Annotated in this window: 15 protein-coding genes; 11 read left to right on the top strand and 4 right to left on the bottom strand. The window is 63.4% G+C overall.

Annotated features, from left to right (window positions below; all coding sequences use genetic code 11):
• Positions 1-87: 87 nt before the first annotated feature.
• From ACRQFC_RS02710 to ACRQFC_RS02685, 6 genes are read left to right on the top strand one after another with little or no spacing between them, the layout of a single operon-like run.
• On the top strand, positions 88-1,062 hold the full coding sequence (locus ACRQFC_RS02710) for a metal ABC transporter substrate-binding protein (protein ID WP_284889604.1): 975 nt from the start codon (positions 88-90) through the stop codon (positions 1,060-1,062).
• A complete protein-coding gene (locus tag ACRQFC_RS02705) occupies positions 1,053-1,739 on the top strand; it encodes a metal ABC transporter ATP-binding protein (protein ID WP_284889603.1) in 687 nt (228 codons plus the stop codon). Before ACRQFC_RS02710 ends, ACRQFC_RS02705 begins: the two co-directional genes overlap by 10 nt.
• Entirely contained in the window at positions 1,736-2,596 is an 861-nt protein-coding gene (locus ACRQFC_RS02700; protein WP_087070932.1) for a metal ABC transporter permease, read from the top strand. Before ACRQFC_RS02705 ends, ACRQFC_RS02700 begins: the two co-directional genes overlap by 4 nt.
• On the top strand, positions 2,583-3,062 hold the full coding sequence (locus ACRQFC_RS02695) for a Fur family transcriptional regulator (protein ID WP_284889602.1): 480 nt from the start codon (positions 2,583-2,585) through the stop codon (positions 3,060-3,062). Before ACRQFC_RS02700 ends, ACRQFC_RS02695 begins: the two co-directional genes overlap by 14 nt.
• A 2-nt stretch (positions 3,063-3,064) precedes the next feature.
• The gene (locus ACRQFC_RS02690; RefSeq protein WP_284889601.1) at positions 3,065-3,589 is read left to right on the top strand and encodes a VTT domain-containing protein; all 525 of its coding nucleotides are present in this window, start codon (positions 3,065-3,067) and stop codon (positions 3,587-3,589) included.
• 45 nt (positions 3,590-3,634) lie between these two features.
• Positions 3,635-5,032 (top strand): glycine--tRNA ligase, encoded by a 1,398-nt coding sequence (locus ACRQFC_RS02685; protein ID WP_087070930.1) that lies wholly within the window; start codon positions 3,635-3,637, stop codon positions 5,030-5,032.
• 74 nt (positions 5,033-5,106) lie between these two features.
• Here ACRQFC_RS02685 and ACRQFC_RS02680 read toward each other — a convergent pair whose 3' ends face one another.
• Complete coding sequence (locus tag ACRQFC_RS02680) at positions 5,107-5,343, bottom strand: RNA-binding S4 domain-containing protein (protein WP_087070929.1); 237 nt, start codon at positions 5,341-5,343, stop codon at positions 5,107-5,109.
• 99 nt (positions 5,344-5,442) lie between these two features.
• Here ACRQFC_RS02680 and ACRQFC_RS02675 point away from each other — a divergent pair, with 99 nt between their 5' ends.
• Positions 5,443-6,675 carry a carboxylate--amine ligase gene (locus ACRQFC_RS02675; protein WP_284896778.1) on the top strand — a complete coding sequence of 411 codons (1,233 nt, stop codon included), beginning with the start codon at positions 5,443-5,445 and terminating at the stop codon, positions 6,673-6,675.
• A 15-nt stretch (positions 6,676-6,690) separates the two neighbouring features.
• Entirely contained in the window at positions 6,691-8,544 is a 1,854-nt protein-coding gene (gene murJ, locus ACRQFC_RS02670) for a murein biosynthesis integral membrane protein MurJ (protein ID WP_284896779.1), read from the top strand.
• Positions 8,545-8,629: 85 nt separating this feature from the next.
• On the opposite strand, the gene ACRQFC_RS02665 is transcribed toward murJ, so the two are convergent.
• A complete protein-coding gene (locus tag ACRQFC_RS02665; protein WP_284901227.1) occupies positions 8,630-9,862 on the bottom strand; it encodes a lipid II:glycine glycyltransferase FemX in 1,233 nt (410 codons plus the stop codon).
• Between the two features lie 113 nt (positions 9,863-9,975).
• On the opposite strand from ACRQFC_RS02665, the gene ACRQFC_RS02660 reads away from it, so the two are divergent.
• Positions 9,976-11,130 carry a YibE/F family protein gene (locus ACRQFC_RS02660; RefSeq protein ID WP_284901226.1) on the top strand — a complete coding sequence of 385 codons (1,155 nt, stop codon included), beginning with the start codon at positions 9,976-9,978 and terminating at the stop codon, positions 11,128-11,130.
• A gap of 125 nt (positions 11,131-11,255) precedes the next feature.
• Here ACRQFC_RS02660 and ACRQFC_RS02655 read toward each other — a convergent pair whose 3' ends face one another.
• Positions 11,256-11,600: a PRC-barrel domain-containing protein gene (locus ACRQFC_RS02655; protein WP_320753742.1), complete on the bottom strand. Its 345-nt coding sequence runs from the start codon at positions 11,598-11,600 to the stop codon at positions 11,256-11,258.
• 115 nt (positions 11,601-11,715) lie between these two features.
• Positions 11,716-12,492 (bottom strand): YsnF/AvaK domain-containing protein, encoded by a 777-nt coding sequence (locus ACRQFC_RS02650; RefSeq protein ID WP_284889595.1) that lies wholly within the window; start codon positions 12,490-12,492, stop codon positions 11,716-11,718.
• A gap of 287 nt (positions 12,493-12,779) precedes the next feature.
• Here ACRQFC_RS02650 and dusB point away from each other — a divergent pair, with 287 nt between their 5' ends.
• Together dusB and ACRQFC_RS02640 are read left to right on the top strand one after the other, a co-directional pair.
• Complete coding sequence (dusB, locus tag ACRQFC_RS02645; RefSeq protein ID WP_410374495.1) at positions 12,780-14,096, top strand: tRNA dihydrouridine synthase DusB; 1,317 nt, start codon at positions 12,780-12,782, stop codon at positions 14,094-14,096.
• A 148-nt stretch (positions 14,097-14,244) separates the two neighbouring features.
• A partial coding sequence (locus ACRQFC_RS02640; RefSeq protein WP_435734189.1) for a deoxyguanosinetriphosphate triphosphohydrolase occupies positions 14,245-15,446 on the top strand: 1,202 nt, incomplete at its 3' end.

Raw genomic sequence — 15,446 nt, 5'->3', positions numbered from 1 at the left:
TAGCTACGGGGTGGTGACGGCGCGGCTACGCGCTACTGGCGCGGGCCGCCGCGCCGCGCGGCCGGGCGCGTTGGGTAGACTGGGCGGGTGAAGAAAACTTTGACTCGTATGGTGGCGCTGCTGAGCTGCACGGCGCTGCTAGGATCCACCGCCCTGCTGGCCGGGTGCCAGCCCTCCTCAACCTCACCCGCGGATAGTGCTTCAAGCTCCGCAGCCGCATCAAGCGCGGATGCCGCGCGCATTGGCGTGACGGCATCCTTCACCCCGATCCGGTGGCTTGCCGAACAGATCGGCGGGGACTACGTGACGGTCACCTCCGCCACCCCCACCAATGTGGAACCCCACGATTACGAGTTTTCCCCTAAGCAGGTCGCGGAGCTGGAAAGCACGGATGTTATCTTCTACGTTTCCGGATTCCAGCCCTCCCTCGATGCGGCTATTTCCACTATTGGGGCCGGTAACGCTGTGAACCTGGCCGATGCCGCGAAGCTGGTCCACCACCGCGGCCTGGCCGATAATCACGGGGATGAAGCTACCGAAGCCGGGCGCGTTCTCGACCCGCATTTCTGGCTCGACCCGGTGCGCATGCAAGATGTAGCCGAAGCGATCACGGCGTCGCTCTCCTCCATGGATCCGGAGCACCGCGCTGATTTCGAGGCGAATTTCGCGCGACTCAAGCAAGAGCTCACCGATCTGAATTCGCGCTACACCACCGGCCTGGCCCAGTGCGCCACCACCACGGTGGTCTCCTCCCACGCGGCCTTCGGCTACCTGACCGACCGCTACAACCTCGTCCAGGTGGGGATCGCCGGCATTGACCCGGATCAAGATCCCTCCCCGCTCGATATTTCCGAAGTAAAACGCATTATGGCGGAAACCGGGACCCGCACCATCTTCGCGGAAGCCAATAGCCCGGCGAAAACCGCGGAGGCCATCGCCGCGGAAACCGGCGCGCAACTCTCCACGCTGAGCACCGCGGAAGCCGATCCGGAGGGCGCGGGCTACCTGGCCATTATGGACAGCAACCTCGCCCACCTGCGTGAGGGATTGCAGTGCCAGTAAGCCCGGCCCCGGCCCTCCTCGCCCGCGATCTGTGCATTACCTTGGGCGGGCGCGAAATCGTGCATTCGGCTCACCTGGAGATCGCAGCCGGGGAATCGGTGGGGATTTTCGGGCCCAATGGCTCGGGAAAATCCACCCTTGTCAAAGGGCTTCTCGGCGTCGTACCCCATACCGGAACCGCGCAGATATTCGGGGCGGATACGGCCCGGCCCCGCCAGGTACCCTGGCATCGGGTGGGCTACGTGCCCCAGTCGATGGTGCATGCCGGCAACCTGCCCGCCACCGCACTGGAAGTGGTGCGTTCCGGTTTGCTTTCCGGGCGCCATCTCTTCGCGGATAAAGGGAAAGCGGCCCGCGCCGCCGCCTATGAGGCCCTCGCGGCGGTGGGTTTGGAAAGCCGCGCCCAGGAACCGGTGCGGGTCTTTTCCGGCGGGCAGCAGCACCGCGTCATGATTGCCCGCGCGCTGGTGCGCCGCCCCGATCTGCTGGTGCTCGACGAACCGCTGGCCGGCATCGATGCCCGCGCCCGCGCCGATCTTGCCGAGATCCTCACCCGCCTGCACGGCTCGGGCCTCACCCTCGTCATGGTGCTCCACGAACGCGGGGAACTCGCCCACCTGGTGGGCCGCGATATTCAGGTATCCGATGGCTACGTGCACGGGGGAGTGGCGCAATGATCGCAGATATTCTTTCCTCGCCGCTTATGATGCGCTCGCTGCTGGTGGCGGTGCTCGTGGGGCTGGCCGCACCAATCGTGGGCAGCTACCTCGTCCAGCGCGGCATGGCCCTCATGGGCGACGGCATCGGCCACGTAGCCCTCACCGGGGTGGCCCTCGGCTGGCTGACCGGCACCTGGTTGCACGGGCAACCCGAACGGTTCGCAGTACCCGGCGCCCTCATCATCGCGGTGCTCGGCGCGCTCATTATCGAATGGGTGCGCTCCTCGGGAATCACCTCGGGCGATACTGCGCTCGCGATTCTGTTTTACGGCGGTATTGCGTGCGGGGTACTACTTATTTCCCTCGCGGGTGGTACGACGGCGAACCTCAACTACTACCTCTTTGGCTCGGTTACCACGGTCACGGGGCAGGACGTGTGGTACACCGTGGCCCTCACCGTGGTCATCCTCGCGGTGGGTATCGGGCTGCGCGGCCCGCTCTTCTCCGTAACCAATGATGAAGACTTCGCGCGGGCCTCGGGCCTGCCGGTACGGGCTTTTAATATTCTCATCGCGGTTACGGCAGCCCTCACGGTGGCGGTCTCCATGCGGGTGGTGGGAATTCTGCTGGTCTCGGCCATGATGATCGTTCCGGTGGCCACCGCCCAGCTGGTGTGCTCCTCCCTGGCGCACACCCAGCGCCTGGCCATGGGGCTCGGATGCGGGGCCGCACTTGTCGGATTGGTCATTACCCGCTATGTTTCTGCCTCTCCCGGGGCTATGATCGCGGTGATTCTCATTGCCGGGTACGCAGTTGTGGCAATCATGTCCACACTGGTACGGCGCAACCACAGGAGGGTTCATGAACGCGTCTAAACCGCGGGTAACTGCCCAGCGGATCGCCATTTCGAAGATGGTGGAGACGATCCCGGAATTCGTTTCCGCCCAGGAGCTCCACGAAAAGCTTTCTCGGGAAGGCCAGCGCATCGGCCTGGCCACCGTGTACCGCACCTTGCAGGCGATGGCGGACGAAGGGATTCTTGACACCATGCAGGAGGGCACCGAGACCCTCTACCGTTATTGCGAAACCGAAGAGCACCACCATCACCTCATGTGCCGGCGCTGCGGGAAAACCGTGGAAATCGCGCTTGAAGGGGCTGAAGATTGGGTGCGTTCCATCGCCACCGCCAACGGCTTCTCGGATGTGGACCACACCCTCGAGCTCATCGGGGTCTGCGCCGATTGCGCCGGGCAGCAAACCGCCCGCACTGCGCAGCACACTGGTCGCGCCGGGCAGCGCGGCGACAACCCGGGCCGTACCGGAGAAAGCGCGGGCCGCTAAGCATGGATTCCTTCTCCTTCCTGGCCGGGCGTTCCTTCGCCTTTGTTTACCTTTTCTTTTTCCTCGTGGTGTCCTTGCGTTCCAGCGCTACTTTCTGGCTGGGCCGCTATGCCGCCTACCTGGTAGCCCGGCAGCGCGAACCGCGCAACCGCCTTGCCCACCGGGCCTGGGCCTGGGCGCATGACGAGCGCGTGATCGCGGCCTCGCAGCGGGTGGCGCGGCGCGGCTGGCCCCTCGTTACTCTCTGCTTCTTCACCATCGGGGTGCAAACCGTCATCCTCATCGGTGCCGGGCTCACCCGCATGAGCGGCTGGCGTTTCACCCTGGCCGCGCTGCCCGGCTGGCTGGGCTGGGCGGCGATCTACTCCACGGTTGGCATGCTCGCCCTGCGAGCGGTCTGGGCCGCTATTTTCGGCAACCCGTGGGGAATTGCCGCAGTGGTGGTACTGGGCGTCGTCGTCGCATATTTCCTTTTCGTTTTCCGCACCGGCCGGGACCGCGCGGAAACGGGCGCGGCGGTAGACTAGACGGGCCACGCATCATCCGGATGCGCGCAATAGAAAGGAACAACGTTGGCTAAGCCTGCTCCCTCCCGTCTCGATAACGTTATTTCTTTGGCCAAGCGCCGCGGTTTCGTCTTCCCCGCCGGGGAAATATACGGCGGTACCCGCTCGGCCTGGGATTACGGCCCGCTGGGAACCGAGCTGAAAGAAAATATTAAGCGCCAGTGGTGGCGTTACATGGTGCAAAGTCGCGATAACGTTGTGGGTATCGACTCCTCCATTATTTTGCCGCGGGAAGTGTGGGTTGCCTCCGGGCACGTCGGCGTGTTCAACGACCCGCTTATCGAATGCCTCAACTGCCACAAGCGCCTGCGCATGGACCAGCTCCAGGAAGCGCTGGCCGCCAAGAAACATATTGACGACCCGGATTCCATTCCCACCGCGGAGCTGGGCTGCCCGCATTGCGGGGTGAAGGGCCAGTGGACCGAGCCGCGCGATTTTAATATGATGCTGAAAACCACCCTCGGCCCGGTGGAAGACGAATCCGGCCTGCACTACCTGCGTCCGGAAACCGCGCAGGGTATTTTCGTGAATTTCGCGAATGTGCAAACCACCTCGCGTAAGAAGCCGCCTTTCGGCATCGGTCAGATCGGCAAGTCGTTCCGCAACGAAATCACCCCCGGAAACTTCATTTTCCGCACCCGCGAATTCGAGCAGATGGAACTGGAATTCTTCGTCAAGCCGGGGGAGGACGAAGAATGGCACCAGTACTGGATTGATCAGCGCCTGGACTGGTACAAGGACCTGGGCATCAACCCGGAGCACCTGCGCCTGTACGAACACCCCAAGGAAAAGCTCTCCCACTACTCCAAGCGCACCGTGGATATCGAGTACAAATTCGGTTTCCAAGGTTCGGATTGGGGCGAGCTGGAAGGCATTGCCAACCGTACCGATTTCGACCTCACCACCCATATCAAGCATTCGGGCAAGGACCTGTCCTACTTCGACCAGGCCAGCGGGGAGCGCTACGTTCCCTACGTGATTGAGCCTTCGGCCGGGCTGACTCGCTCGCTTATGGCCTTCCTCGTGGACGCCTACGTGGAGGACGAAGCCCCCAATACCAAGGGCGGGGTGGATAAGCGCACCGTGCTGCGCCTGGATCCGCGCCTGGCGCCCGTCAAGGCCGCGGTGCTCCCGCTCTCGCGTAATGAGAAGCTCACGCCCCTGGCGGCGGATCTTGCTGCGCGCTTGCGGGCCTCGTGGAATGTTGATTTCGACGACGCAGGAGCGGTCGGGCGCCGCTACCGCCGCCAGGATGAAATTGGCACCCCGTACTGCGTGACCGTGGACTTCGACACCCTCGAAGACCAGGCGGTGACGGTCCGCGACCGTGACACCATGGAGCAGGTCCGGATCCCGCTGGAGAAGGTGGAGGGCTTCCTGGCCCAGAAACTGGTGGGCTGCTAGGGCTGTGGGTGCGGCCCGCGGCTGGCGTTTCGCTGTGTGCGGCCGCCGGCCGCCGGGCTGCTAGAGACTAGCTACTAGAGGCTAGCTACCCGCACGCGCAAGGCACCGCGCGGCTGGGCGAGGGCAACCACATCGCCGTCGCTCAGCGCGCTGCCGCGCCGGGTTTCCACCTGGCCGTTCACGCTAATATCGCCCGCTTCAATAAGTTCGCGGGCTTCGGCGCCCGAGGCGGCCAGCGATGCTAATTTCACGAACTGGCCGAGCTTAATCGGCAAACGAACCTCAATGCTGGGGATATCGGCTTCGGTCACGATGGTCCTTTCACGCGGGCGGAGTGCTGCCTTCTACTTTAGTGCGGCGCTGCTAGCATAATGACCATGCCCGCGGCCGGGCGCGGAGGGAGAACACGTATGGATGCACTGCCGGTGATCTTCGGTAATGAGGTGGAAGCCTATAGTTTCGCGCGGCTGTTCCACGAGACCTACGGGGTGAATTCGCTCGTCGTCGCCGAATACCCGCGGGGGCATATTAATAATTCCTCCATCCTCTCGGTGCGCTACTGCGAACGCCATATTATGGAGGACGAAGAAAAATTCGTGGCGCTGCTCAATTCCCTGGCCGCGGAGTTCGCGGATCGCCGCCTCATCTGTCTCGTCAATGTTGATGAGGGCGTGGACGTTATTGTGCGCAACCGGCACCGCCTCGCCTCCAACTGGTTCTTCCCTTTCGCCGCGCCGGATGTGGTGGACCTGGCGAATTCGAAAGAGGCGATGGCGCAGGTGTACGAAAAGGTGGGGGAGGCGGCCCCGCGGCGCGCCGTCGTACATCTCTCCCAACCCGATACCTGGGACGCGGCGCTCGCTACGCTGCCCTTCCCCATCGTCGTCAAACCCGCGCGTGCGGATAACCCCACCTCGCTGTACGCGACGGGCCTGAAAAAGGTGGAGGTATTCGACGACGCCGCGCCGGCCCGCGCGAAATTTGCCACGCTTGCCGGCCGCCAGGTCGATATTGACCTCATCGCCCAGGAACTCATCCCGGGGGATGACACCACCCAGTGGGTTGTCAATGGGTATATCGATTCGCGCGGGCACCTGAGCGCTATTGGCTCGGGGAGGGTGCTCCTCGGGCTGCATGAGCCTTCGCTCATCGGCAATGCCGGGATTATCCTCACCGATCCGGAGGGGTTCCTTACCGACCGCGCCGAGCGGATTGTGCGCGAGGTGGGCCTGCGCGGCTTCTTCTCCATGGACGTGAAAATTGATCCGCGTACCGGTCGGGCCTATTGGCTAGATCTCAATCCACGGGCCGGGCGCGGGCACTACTACCTCAAAGTGGGCGGGGTGAATCTGGCGCGCGCCCTGGTGGCGGATATGGCCGGGGAAACCGCGCCGCTTCAGCGGGTCAATCGCGCCGGGATTTTCGCGATTATTCCCGCCTGGCTGGCGGGGCGCCACTACCTGCGCGATCCGCAGCTGGCCGAGCAGGTGCGGCGGGTGCGGAGGCGCGGCCCGGTGGTCAACCCGATCGCCTACAGCAAGGACCGCCACCCCAAGCGCACCCTCTTCCGGATGCTCTCCGATATTCGCGCGGTACAGAAAATGCGGCGCTTCTACCCGCATCCCACCGAATCTGGATTCTAAGGCTAAGCTCGAAGCATGCGTTTCTTTCCCCCGCGCCGCCCTAGCGGACGGCATTTTGTGGCCGCTGACCGTGCGGATACCCGCCCGGATCTAGCGGAATCCGCGGCCGCTACTCCCGAAACCTCGGCTGCTGCCGGCCTCGAGTCCGCTACCTCCGGCGGCTCCGCGGGGCCCGCTACCTCCGCCAGCTCGAGCGAGAATACCGCGAGCGAAAAAAGCGCGAGCGCCGCGCGGGCCTCCATCATTATGTTCTTCGGCACGCTCGTTTCGCGTATCCTCGGCCTGGTGCGCTCCCCGATCCTGCTCGGCGCGGTGGTGGGCCTGACCTCGCCGGCCGGCAACGCTTTCGGGATCGCCAATAAGCTCCCCAATCTTATTTACATGATTATTGTGGGGGGCCTGGTCAACGCGGTGCTGGTGCCGGCCATTGTGCGGGCCACCAAACGGGGGGAAAAAGAAGGCGCCGCCTTTATTAACAAGCTCCTCACCGTGGCGATTGTGGGCCTGGGCGCGGTGACCGTGCTCATCACCCTGGCCGCTCCCGCCGTGGTCAAAGTCATGGCCGCCACCATGTCCGAGGACTGGTATCGCCTCACGGTGGCCTGGGCCTACTGGTGCCTGCCCCAAATTTTCTTCTACGGCATGTACACCGTGATCGGGCAGATCCTCAACGCCCGCGAAAACTTCGGGCCCTATATGTGGGCGCCGGCTCTCAATAACGTGGTGGCGGTCCTCGGGATGCTCGCCATCCTCGCTCTGTTCGGTTCGGCCACCCCGGAAGACGCCCTGGAAGCGGGGCGCTGGACGGCCTCGCGGGTGGGCTGGCTCGGCGGTATTTCCACCCTGGGGATCGTCGCCCAAGCGCTTATTCTCATCTGGCCGCTGCGCCGCCTGGGCATCCATTTCCGTTTCGATTTCCGGTGGCGCAATTCCGGGCTGGGAGCGGCTGGCCGGGCTTCGTGGTGGATGCTCCTCATGATGGTCACCTCCATTATTCCGACGGCGCTCATCTCCAATGCCGCCGCCGGGGCCTCTGACCGGGCCATTCGCATGGGGATGAACTCCGAGTACGTGGCGGGCAATTTCGCCTACGACACTGCCTACACGATCTACTCCCTGCCCACCTCGCTCTTCGTGGTTTCTATCGCCACCGCGGTCTTCACCCGCATCTCGCGCGCCGCGGCGGACGGCGACCGGGATCGGATGCGCCGCGACGTTTCCCGCACCCTGCGCATCGTCTCCACCATCATGTTCCTGGCCGCCATCGGCCTCATGGTTTTCGCGGTTCCCGTCTCCCGCCTCTTCGCCATTACTTCGAGCGCGGAGCAGGCCGTCACCCTCGGGAAAGTGGTGGCCTCCATGGCCCTCGGGCTTTTCGGCATCGGCGCGGTGAGCGTACTCGACCGCGTCTACTACGCCTTCGAGGACACCCGCGGCGCTTTCCTCATCAGCTTGCCGTTCCAGGGTGCTTCCTGCGTGCTCACGGTTTTTTGCGCGCTACTCCCGCCCCAGCACGTGGTGTGGGCGGTGGGTATCGTGGGCTCGCTCGCCAATATTTTTGCGGTCATCGTGATGCTGTGGCACCTCTCACCGCGGATGGGTGGGGTCGACGGCGCAGTTCTGGCTTCCTTCCATCTCAAACTCTTGGGGATTTCCGGGCTGGCAGCCGCTGCCGGCTACGGGGCGGCCCGCCTGGTGGGCCCCGTCTTCAGCCCCATGAGCCCCGTCCAGGCGCTCCTGGCCCTCATCGTGGGAGGAAGCGTCATGGTGCTCGTGTACGTGGGTGGCATGAAGCTGGCAAAAATGGAAGAAATCGATGTGCTCTTCCGCCCCGTGGGTAGGATCCTGGCCCGCCTACGCCGCCGCTAATCGGCTTGGTGGCAGCTAGCCGGGCTGCGCCGGCGGCGCAGCCCCGTCGTCGTACCCGGTGCGGCGGGGTGGCGTGCCAGAACCGCTAGAATAACGCTCCTGTGAGCTTGGCTTCCGGGCGCAGCGCCAGCGCGAAGGTGCCGATGAATTCCTCCACGTTCCCGTTGAGCTTGCGCTTGTACTCGAGCACCGGGTAATCGGGGCCGGTGGCGTCGAAAATACCGGAAATCCCGAGGGTGTTGTAGGTGGAAATATCGTGGGCGGCCGCCCAGCGCAGCAGGGTCGATTCCACCGGGTAATCACGGTTATAGGTGGTGAAATCCTTATTGAAACCGCGGAGCAACTGCACCAGCTCATCACCCCAGCGGAAAGCCAGAACCCCGGCAAAAGGCACATTATTGCCGTAACGCTGCGCTAAATCGCGGGCCTCGGTTTCCTGCTTGAGGAGGGAAGCGCGCTGGCTGCCGAGCTCCTTGAGGGCGCCCTCCTTTTTGCGGGTGCGCGGCTCGGTGGAATTCTGCGCGATCTGCTCATCGAGGCGAGCGATATTCGCGGTGATTTCCTCCAGGTAGGTGGCCGGATGCGCGTAGGCAATCGCGAGGAAAGCCCGCTCAGGGCCCAGCTTCTCCATCATTCCGGTATACAGCTGCGCGGAATAATCCGAGATCTCAGCCATCTCGGTGCGCTCGCGCGAGGATTCATAAAGCTGGTGGAAGGTACCCCACAGTTCGACCCCGCCGGTATGCACCTCCACGCCGTAGCGCCCTACGTGTTTGACCTGGCGGCGCATCGTTTTCGTGAGGGAATCAGCGATCTCCTCGAAATTCTTCCCGGCAATATCTTTCGTATAAATAAAATGAATATCGGCCGGGTCATTGGGATCGACGGGAATATGCTGGAACCTGGCTGCGCGCAGCTGCTCGGTCACCCGCGCCCCCAGGGGTGAATCCGCAATTTTCGTGGTGTCCTCATAGAAAGCGGCGGGCACATTAGGGGTGATGCGCAGCGCAATCACCCGTTTCTTGGTGGCAAGATACGCGGCGAGCTGCGTGAAAAAGAACTCCACCAGCTCGCCGTCCTCCCAATCCAGGGTGGGGCCATTGGTAATAATGGCGCGGGTAAAAAGCTTTTTCCACGGCTGGTAGGTAATAAGGGCGACGCCGCGCAGCTGTGCGCCATCACGCACCCCCACATAATCAACGGCGTCACCCTGCTCGGTGCGCCACTGGCCGTATTCGGGAAGCTGGGCGAGGAAAAGACGCGGGCTGTGGCGGGTTGCGGAAGCGTATTCCTCGGCGGTCAAGGTGGTGAAATGCATGTATACAGTCTAGCGAGTGAGTATCGCGGCGGCGGGAGGAAACACCTCCCACGCGGTGCCGCGGGAGGAAACACCTGTTCCCACGCGCGGCGGCGGGCCGGTAGCCTGAAGGCGTGCATCATCATTCAGATATTGAGGTCCCGGCGCGGGTGCGCCGCAAGGTCGGGCGCCTGCTTGCCGCTATTGTTGTTCCCCTAGCGCTGCTTACCGCGATTGCGCTGGCGGTGCTGTGGCCGCGCGGGGAGTCCCCGGTGGGCTCCATTCCGCTGAATTCCCCGGGCGTGCAGATGGTGAGCGGGCCGATTACCTCGGTGGGGCAGACGGATCCCCAGGGCCAGACCCCGGTGGAGATGGAGGTCGAGGGCGTGCCGGTTCCCGTGCACGTCCCCGCGGAGGTGGTGGCCTCCGGGTTGGAAGTGGGCGACGTGATCGAAGCCCGTTTCAACCCGGCCATGGCCACCTCGGGCACTGCCCATATTTTCGTTGATTTTGAGCGTGGGATGCCCCTGGCGCTGCTCGCCGGACTGTACGTGCTGGTCATTGTGGCGGTGGCACGCTGGAAAGGGCTGGCGGCGCTCGCGGGCCTGGGGGTGTCCTTCCTGGTGGTCGGATTCTTTATTATCCCGGCGTTGGCCGGCGGCGGAAATGCTTTCGCGGTGGTGCTCACCGGGGCCTCGGCGATGATGTTCGCCTCGATTTATTTGGCCCACGGTATTTCTATCCGCACCACCACCGCGATTATCGGCACTTTCCTCGGGCTTCTTATCACCACGGCGGTGGCGGTGTGGGCGGTGGGCGCCCAAAATCTTAGCGGTACGGGCGGGGAACAAACCGCGATGCTGTCCTGGAGCCTGGGCGGTATCAATATGCGCACGCTGCTGCTGGCGGGGATTATTCTGGCCGGGCTCGGGGCCCTCAATGACGTCACTATTACTCAGGTTTCCACCATTTGGGAGCTGCATGCCGAATCGCCGAGCACGCCGCGCCGCCGCCTCATCAGCCGCGGGATGGCCATCGGGCGCGACCACATTGCCTCAACCGTTTACACGCTGGCTTTTGCCTACGTGGGGGCCTCGTTGCCCCTTCTCATTCTTGCCTCGATGTACCAGCGGTCGTTCCTTGACCTCATGCAGGTGGAGCAGATCGCGGAGGAGATCACCCGCACCCTGGCTGCTTCCGTTGGTTTGGTATTAGCAATTCCTTTGACGACGGCGGTAGCCGCGCTCCTCGCCCCTGTGGCACCGGGGCGGGATCGGGTGAGCGCCTAGCTTGTGGCTCCCCGGGGCGGCTAAACAACAGGCGATACCTTGGTGACCGGGTTCCCGTGGAGATCGGGTTCGCCGTGGAGAGCAGCTTCCCCTCGGAGGTCAGGTTCCCCGTGGAGATCCGGTGCCTAAGCGTTAGTGGCGTGCTCTTTGCCGTCGGCGATATCGGTGAGGGCGAAATGTTCGTAAATACGCTGCTGTTGGTCCTCGGTCAGGCCGTCCTCCACCGACCAGGCCGGAGCACTGGCCACCGCTTCTGCGGAAACCGAGAGGATGAGCCTGCCCTCCACCAGGCGCGAACCGCGCAGCGGAACCAGGGCGGAGCGAAGATTGAATAATCCCCGCCCGATGAGAGCGAAGGTGGGTTGCCCGCTGGCATCATCGAGGAATACCTCGCGCACCGGCCCAATCTCCGCCTCGGAGCGGTCATAAGCGGTGGCATCCATAATGTCGCGGACGGTTACCTCAGCCATTCTTCCTCTTTCCCTAGCTTCGCTGCGCGGCTGACGTGCCCGCGCGGCTCACGTTCCTGTGCGGCTCACGTTCCTGCCTGGCTCTGCCTAGCAGGTCAGGTTTCTCACGAGCCTACTACTTGGTAGAGCGGCCCGTTTCGTCTTCGATTTCGATCTGTTCCTTGGCTACATCTTCGGAGACCGTTTCGGTATCCTGCACGACATCCTTATGGAGAGATACCCGCTCAACGGGTACGGTTTCCTTCTCTACATTGACGCGTTCTTCATGAAGGGTGACAGCGGCGCCCCCTTCAGAAATTTCACCAACGTACTCTTCACCTTCCTTGATAGGGGTGCGTTCCACCCGTACTTCTTCGCGGGTCACGGGTACCTCCACCGTTTCGGTGTCATGCACAACGTACTTGTGCAGCCGCACGGTACCGGTCGCCACATTGTCCTTAGAAACATTGAGGCGCTCTTCAGAACGAACCACGGAATTATCATCCGCGTCAGTTACCGGGGCGGGATGCTCGGCCGCAGTGCGAGGCTCACCGGTACCTACCGGCGGAACCTCGGTGGCGTAGCGGTCGCCTTCGTGAGCATCCGTGAGATGGTAGTGGGCGAGCAGGCGGTCCTGCTCTTCGGGGGTGATGCCCTGTTCCACATCGAAATCAGGGGCATCCTTGATCGCATCCTTGACGAAAGCCAGGTGGAGTTCTTCACCCTCAAGGTGCGAACCGCGCAGCGGAACGAGGCTGGAGGACATACCGAAGAGTCCGTGGCCCACTTCCACGAAGAAGGGTTGGCCCGTTTCGGCGTCAAGGAATACCTCCTTAACTCCGCCGAGCTTATCGTTATGGGAATCAAATGCGGTGGCGTTCAGGAGATCCTGAACATTCTTGTTCTCGGCCATATGTGGTGTGCCTTCCTGATAGAAAATGTAGAACCGAGGCCAGGTAGCCGAAGCTAACTGCTCACGTGTGGTGGTGACACCTCTTCCCAGCCACGGCGGAAGAGCCTAGGCCCCACGCGGCGTGGGCGGTGCGGGAAGAACGCAATCTGCCTGGGAACTCTGGCGAGTTCACTTGTAGCCTACCGTGATGCAGGTCATATAGCTGGGTGTTTAGCTCACGGAATAACTCTCGCTCCTGGCTGTGCGGTACCCTCATCCATGACGCAGGACGGGAAGAAGGGAAGCGTATGGCGGAGAATGCCGCATGGCCGGCGATTCAGCTAGGCGATCTGACTCTGGCCACGCCGGTCATGCTCGCGCCGATGGCCGGGGTGACCAACCCGCCTTTCCGCCAACTCTGCCGTGAAGAAGCCGAAGCGGGAATTCGGCGCGCGATGGGCGCGAAAGACGCGACGGGCACAAAAAACGCGACGGCCGCGAAAGATGCTCCGGGTGCGACCGCCAGCAATGCACCGGATACGCCCTCCCCGCAACCCCACGCGCCCGGATCTTACGCCCCGGCCGGGCTGTGGGTCTGCGAAATGATTACCTCCCGGGCGCTGCTGGAACGCACCCCGGAAACCATGACCATGATCCAGCCCGATCCGAGCGATCCGGTGCGATCCATCCAGCTCTACGGGGTAGAACCCAAGGTGGTGGCCGCGGCGGTGCGGCTCCTCATCGATGAAAACCGCGCGGACCATATCGATATCAACTTCGGCTGCCCGGCCCCCAAAGTTACCCGCAAAGGCGGCGGTTCGGCCCTGCCGTGGAAACTGGATTTGTACGAGGACCTGGTGCGCCAGGCCACCGCAGCAGCGGGTGCCGCGAACCGCGGGCGCGATCACGCCGTACCCATCACCGTGAAATTCCGCATCGGCATCGACGCCGCCCACGAAACTTTCCGGGACGTCGCCCGCATCTCCGAAGATTACGGGGTTGCCGGGCTCACCTTGCACGCGCGCACCACCGCGCAGCATTACGCCGGCCACGCGAACTGGGATTTTATTGCGGAGCTCGTAGACTCCACGGACCTGCCCGTCTTTGGTAACGGTGATGTTTTCGACGCCGCAGATGCCGCCGCGCTGCGCGCCCATACCGGCTGCGCCGGGGTAGCTGTCGGGCGCGGCTGCCAGGGCCGGCCCTGGATTTTCTATGATCTGGCTGCCCTCATGCACGGGGCCAGCGCCCAGCGCCGCCCCACGCTGCGCGAAGTCGCCGCGATGATCGAGCGCCACGCCCGCCTCTCGGTGGAGCATTTCGGAAGCGAAAATAAGGCCATGCGCGAGCTGCGCAAGCACATCACCTGGTATCTCAAGGGCTTCGCGGTGGGCGGGGAAACCCGCCACTCCTTAGGGCTGGTCTCCACCCTGGAGGAACTCCACGAACGCCTCCAGGCCCTGGACTTGGATCAGCCCTATCCGGCGGCCGCGGAAGGTAAACGCGGGCGCGCCGGCGGGGAAAAGCGCCCGCATCTCCCCGAGGGCTGGCTCGATTCGCGCGAGCTTACCCCGGAGCAGGCCGCCCGGATCCACGAAGCCGAACTCGATATTTCCGGCGGCTAAACGGGCAACGGCGCGGAGACCGCGCCGGCCACGGTGTGCTGGCTGCCCCAGCCCCGACGCGGCGCTTGCCTCAGGCCCGGTGCCCTGCCCGTCACGACCGCTCCGCTCGCCGCCACCGCACCGCCCGCGGGCTTGGTACCCTCTAGCTGTGACGGATTTATTTGGGGCGGCCGAAGTTTACGGGCCGGATGACCGCGAGCGCTGGGTGCATGAACCACCCAAATCTCGTTCGCGTACCGATTTTGAACGCGACCGCGCGCGGGTGCTGCATTCTTCGGCGCTGCGCCGCCTGGGCGCGAAAACCCAGGTGCTCGGGCCCGAATCGGATGATTTTGTGCGCACCCGCCTCACCCACTCGCTCGAAGTGGCCCAAATCGGGCGCTCGCTGGCAAAAAACTTCGGTTGCGACCCGGATATCGTAGAAACCGCGTGCTTGTGTCATGACCTCGGGCACCCGCCCTTCGGGCACAACGGGGAGCGGGCCCTCGCGGAAGTGGGGGAGGAGATCGGTGGCTTCGAAGGCAATGCCCAGACCTTGCGGATCCTCACCCGCCTGGAACCGAAACGCACCACCCACACCGGGCGTCCGGCCGGCCTCAACCTCACCCGCGCCACCCTGGATGCCGTCATCAAATACCCGTGGGGCAATAACGAAGGCCCGGGCGGCACCCCGAAATTCAATTACTATCGCGATGATGCCGATGTTTTCGAGTGGATTCACGGCGAGCACGGGCACGACCGCTGTGTTGAAGCCCAAATCATGGATTTGGCCGATGATATTGCCTATAGCGTCCACGATGTTGAGGATGCGATCGCCCGCGGTTTCTTCGACCCGTCCTGCCTGACCGACCCGGGGGAGCGCCAGAAAGTCGTGGAGGATACCCTGGCCTGGTATGGCGAACCGAGCGCGGGGGAGCTTTCCGATGCCCTCGACCGCCTGCTGCGCGAAGAAGCCTGGCCGGTGCACTTCGGTGGCAATTACCGTGATTTTGCCCGCATGAAGGACCTCACTTCCGACCTCATCGGCCGTTTTGTTTCCGCCGTATGCCAGGCAACCTGGGCGCAGTCCGGGCATGGCAAATTGGTGCGCTACAACGGTAACGTCGTCGTACCACCAGAAACTTTTGCCGAAATTACGGTTCTCAAAGGGATCGCGGTGGCCTATGTTATGGCTCCGCGCGAACACGAACCGCATTACGTGGAGCAGCGCGCCATTATTTTCGACCTCGTCGAGGCGCTCTTGGAGAATCCGGATGAGTTGGAGCCGCATCTGGCGGAATTGTGGGCGAGCAGCGATAAGGACGCGCGGCTGCGTTTGGTGATTGACCAGGTTGCTTCGCTCACCGATCT

Source organism: Actinotignum inguinis, assembly GCF_051265835.1.
Classification (GTDB): Bacteria; Actinomycetota; Actinomycetes; order Actinomycetales; family Actinomycetaceae; genus Actinotignum; species Actinotignum timonense.
This window is presented reverse-complemented; position numbering and strand designations above follow the sequence as displayed.

Excerpts from the sequence above, each read along its gene's own strand:
- ACRQFC_RS02695 (WP_284889602.1), top strand. The coding sequence starts at position 2,583 with ATGAACGCGTCTAAACCGCGGGTAACTGCCCAGCGGATCGCCATTTCG.
- ACRQFC_RS02675 (WP_284896778.1), top strand. The coding sequence starts at position 5,443 with ATGGATGCACTGCCGGTGATCTTCGGTAATGAGGTGGAAGCCTATAGT.
- murJ (WP_284896779.1), top strand. The coding sequence starts at position 6,691 with ATGCGTTTCTTTCCCCCGCGCCGCCCTAGCGGACGGCATTTTGTGGCC.
- ACRQFC_RS02665 (WP_284901227.1), bottom strand. The coding sequence starts at position 9,862 with ATGCATTTCACCACCTTGACCGCCGAGGAATACGCTTCCGCAACCCGC.
- dusB (WP_410374495.1), top strand. The coding sequence starts at position 12,780 with ATGGCGGAGAATGCCGCATGGCCGGCGATTCAGCTAGGCGATCTGACT.
- ACRQFC_RS02655 (WP_320753742.1), bottom strand. The coding sequence starts at position 11,600 with ATGGCTGAGGTAACCGTCCGCGACATTATGGATGCCACCGCTTATGAC.
- ACRQFC_RS02650 (WP_284889595.1), bottom strand. The coding sequence starts at position 12,492 with ATGGCCGAGAACAAGAATGTTCAGGATCTCCTGAACGCCACCGCATTT.
- ACRQFC_RS02700 (WP_087070932.1), top strand. The coding sequence starts at position 1,736 with ATGATCGCAGATATTCTTTCCTCGCCGCTTATGATGCGCTCGCTGCTG.
- ACRQFC_RS02690 (WP_284889601.1), top strand. The coding sequence starts at position 3,065 with ATGGATTCCTTCTCCTTCCTGGCCGGGCGTTCCTTCGCCTTTGTTTAC.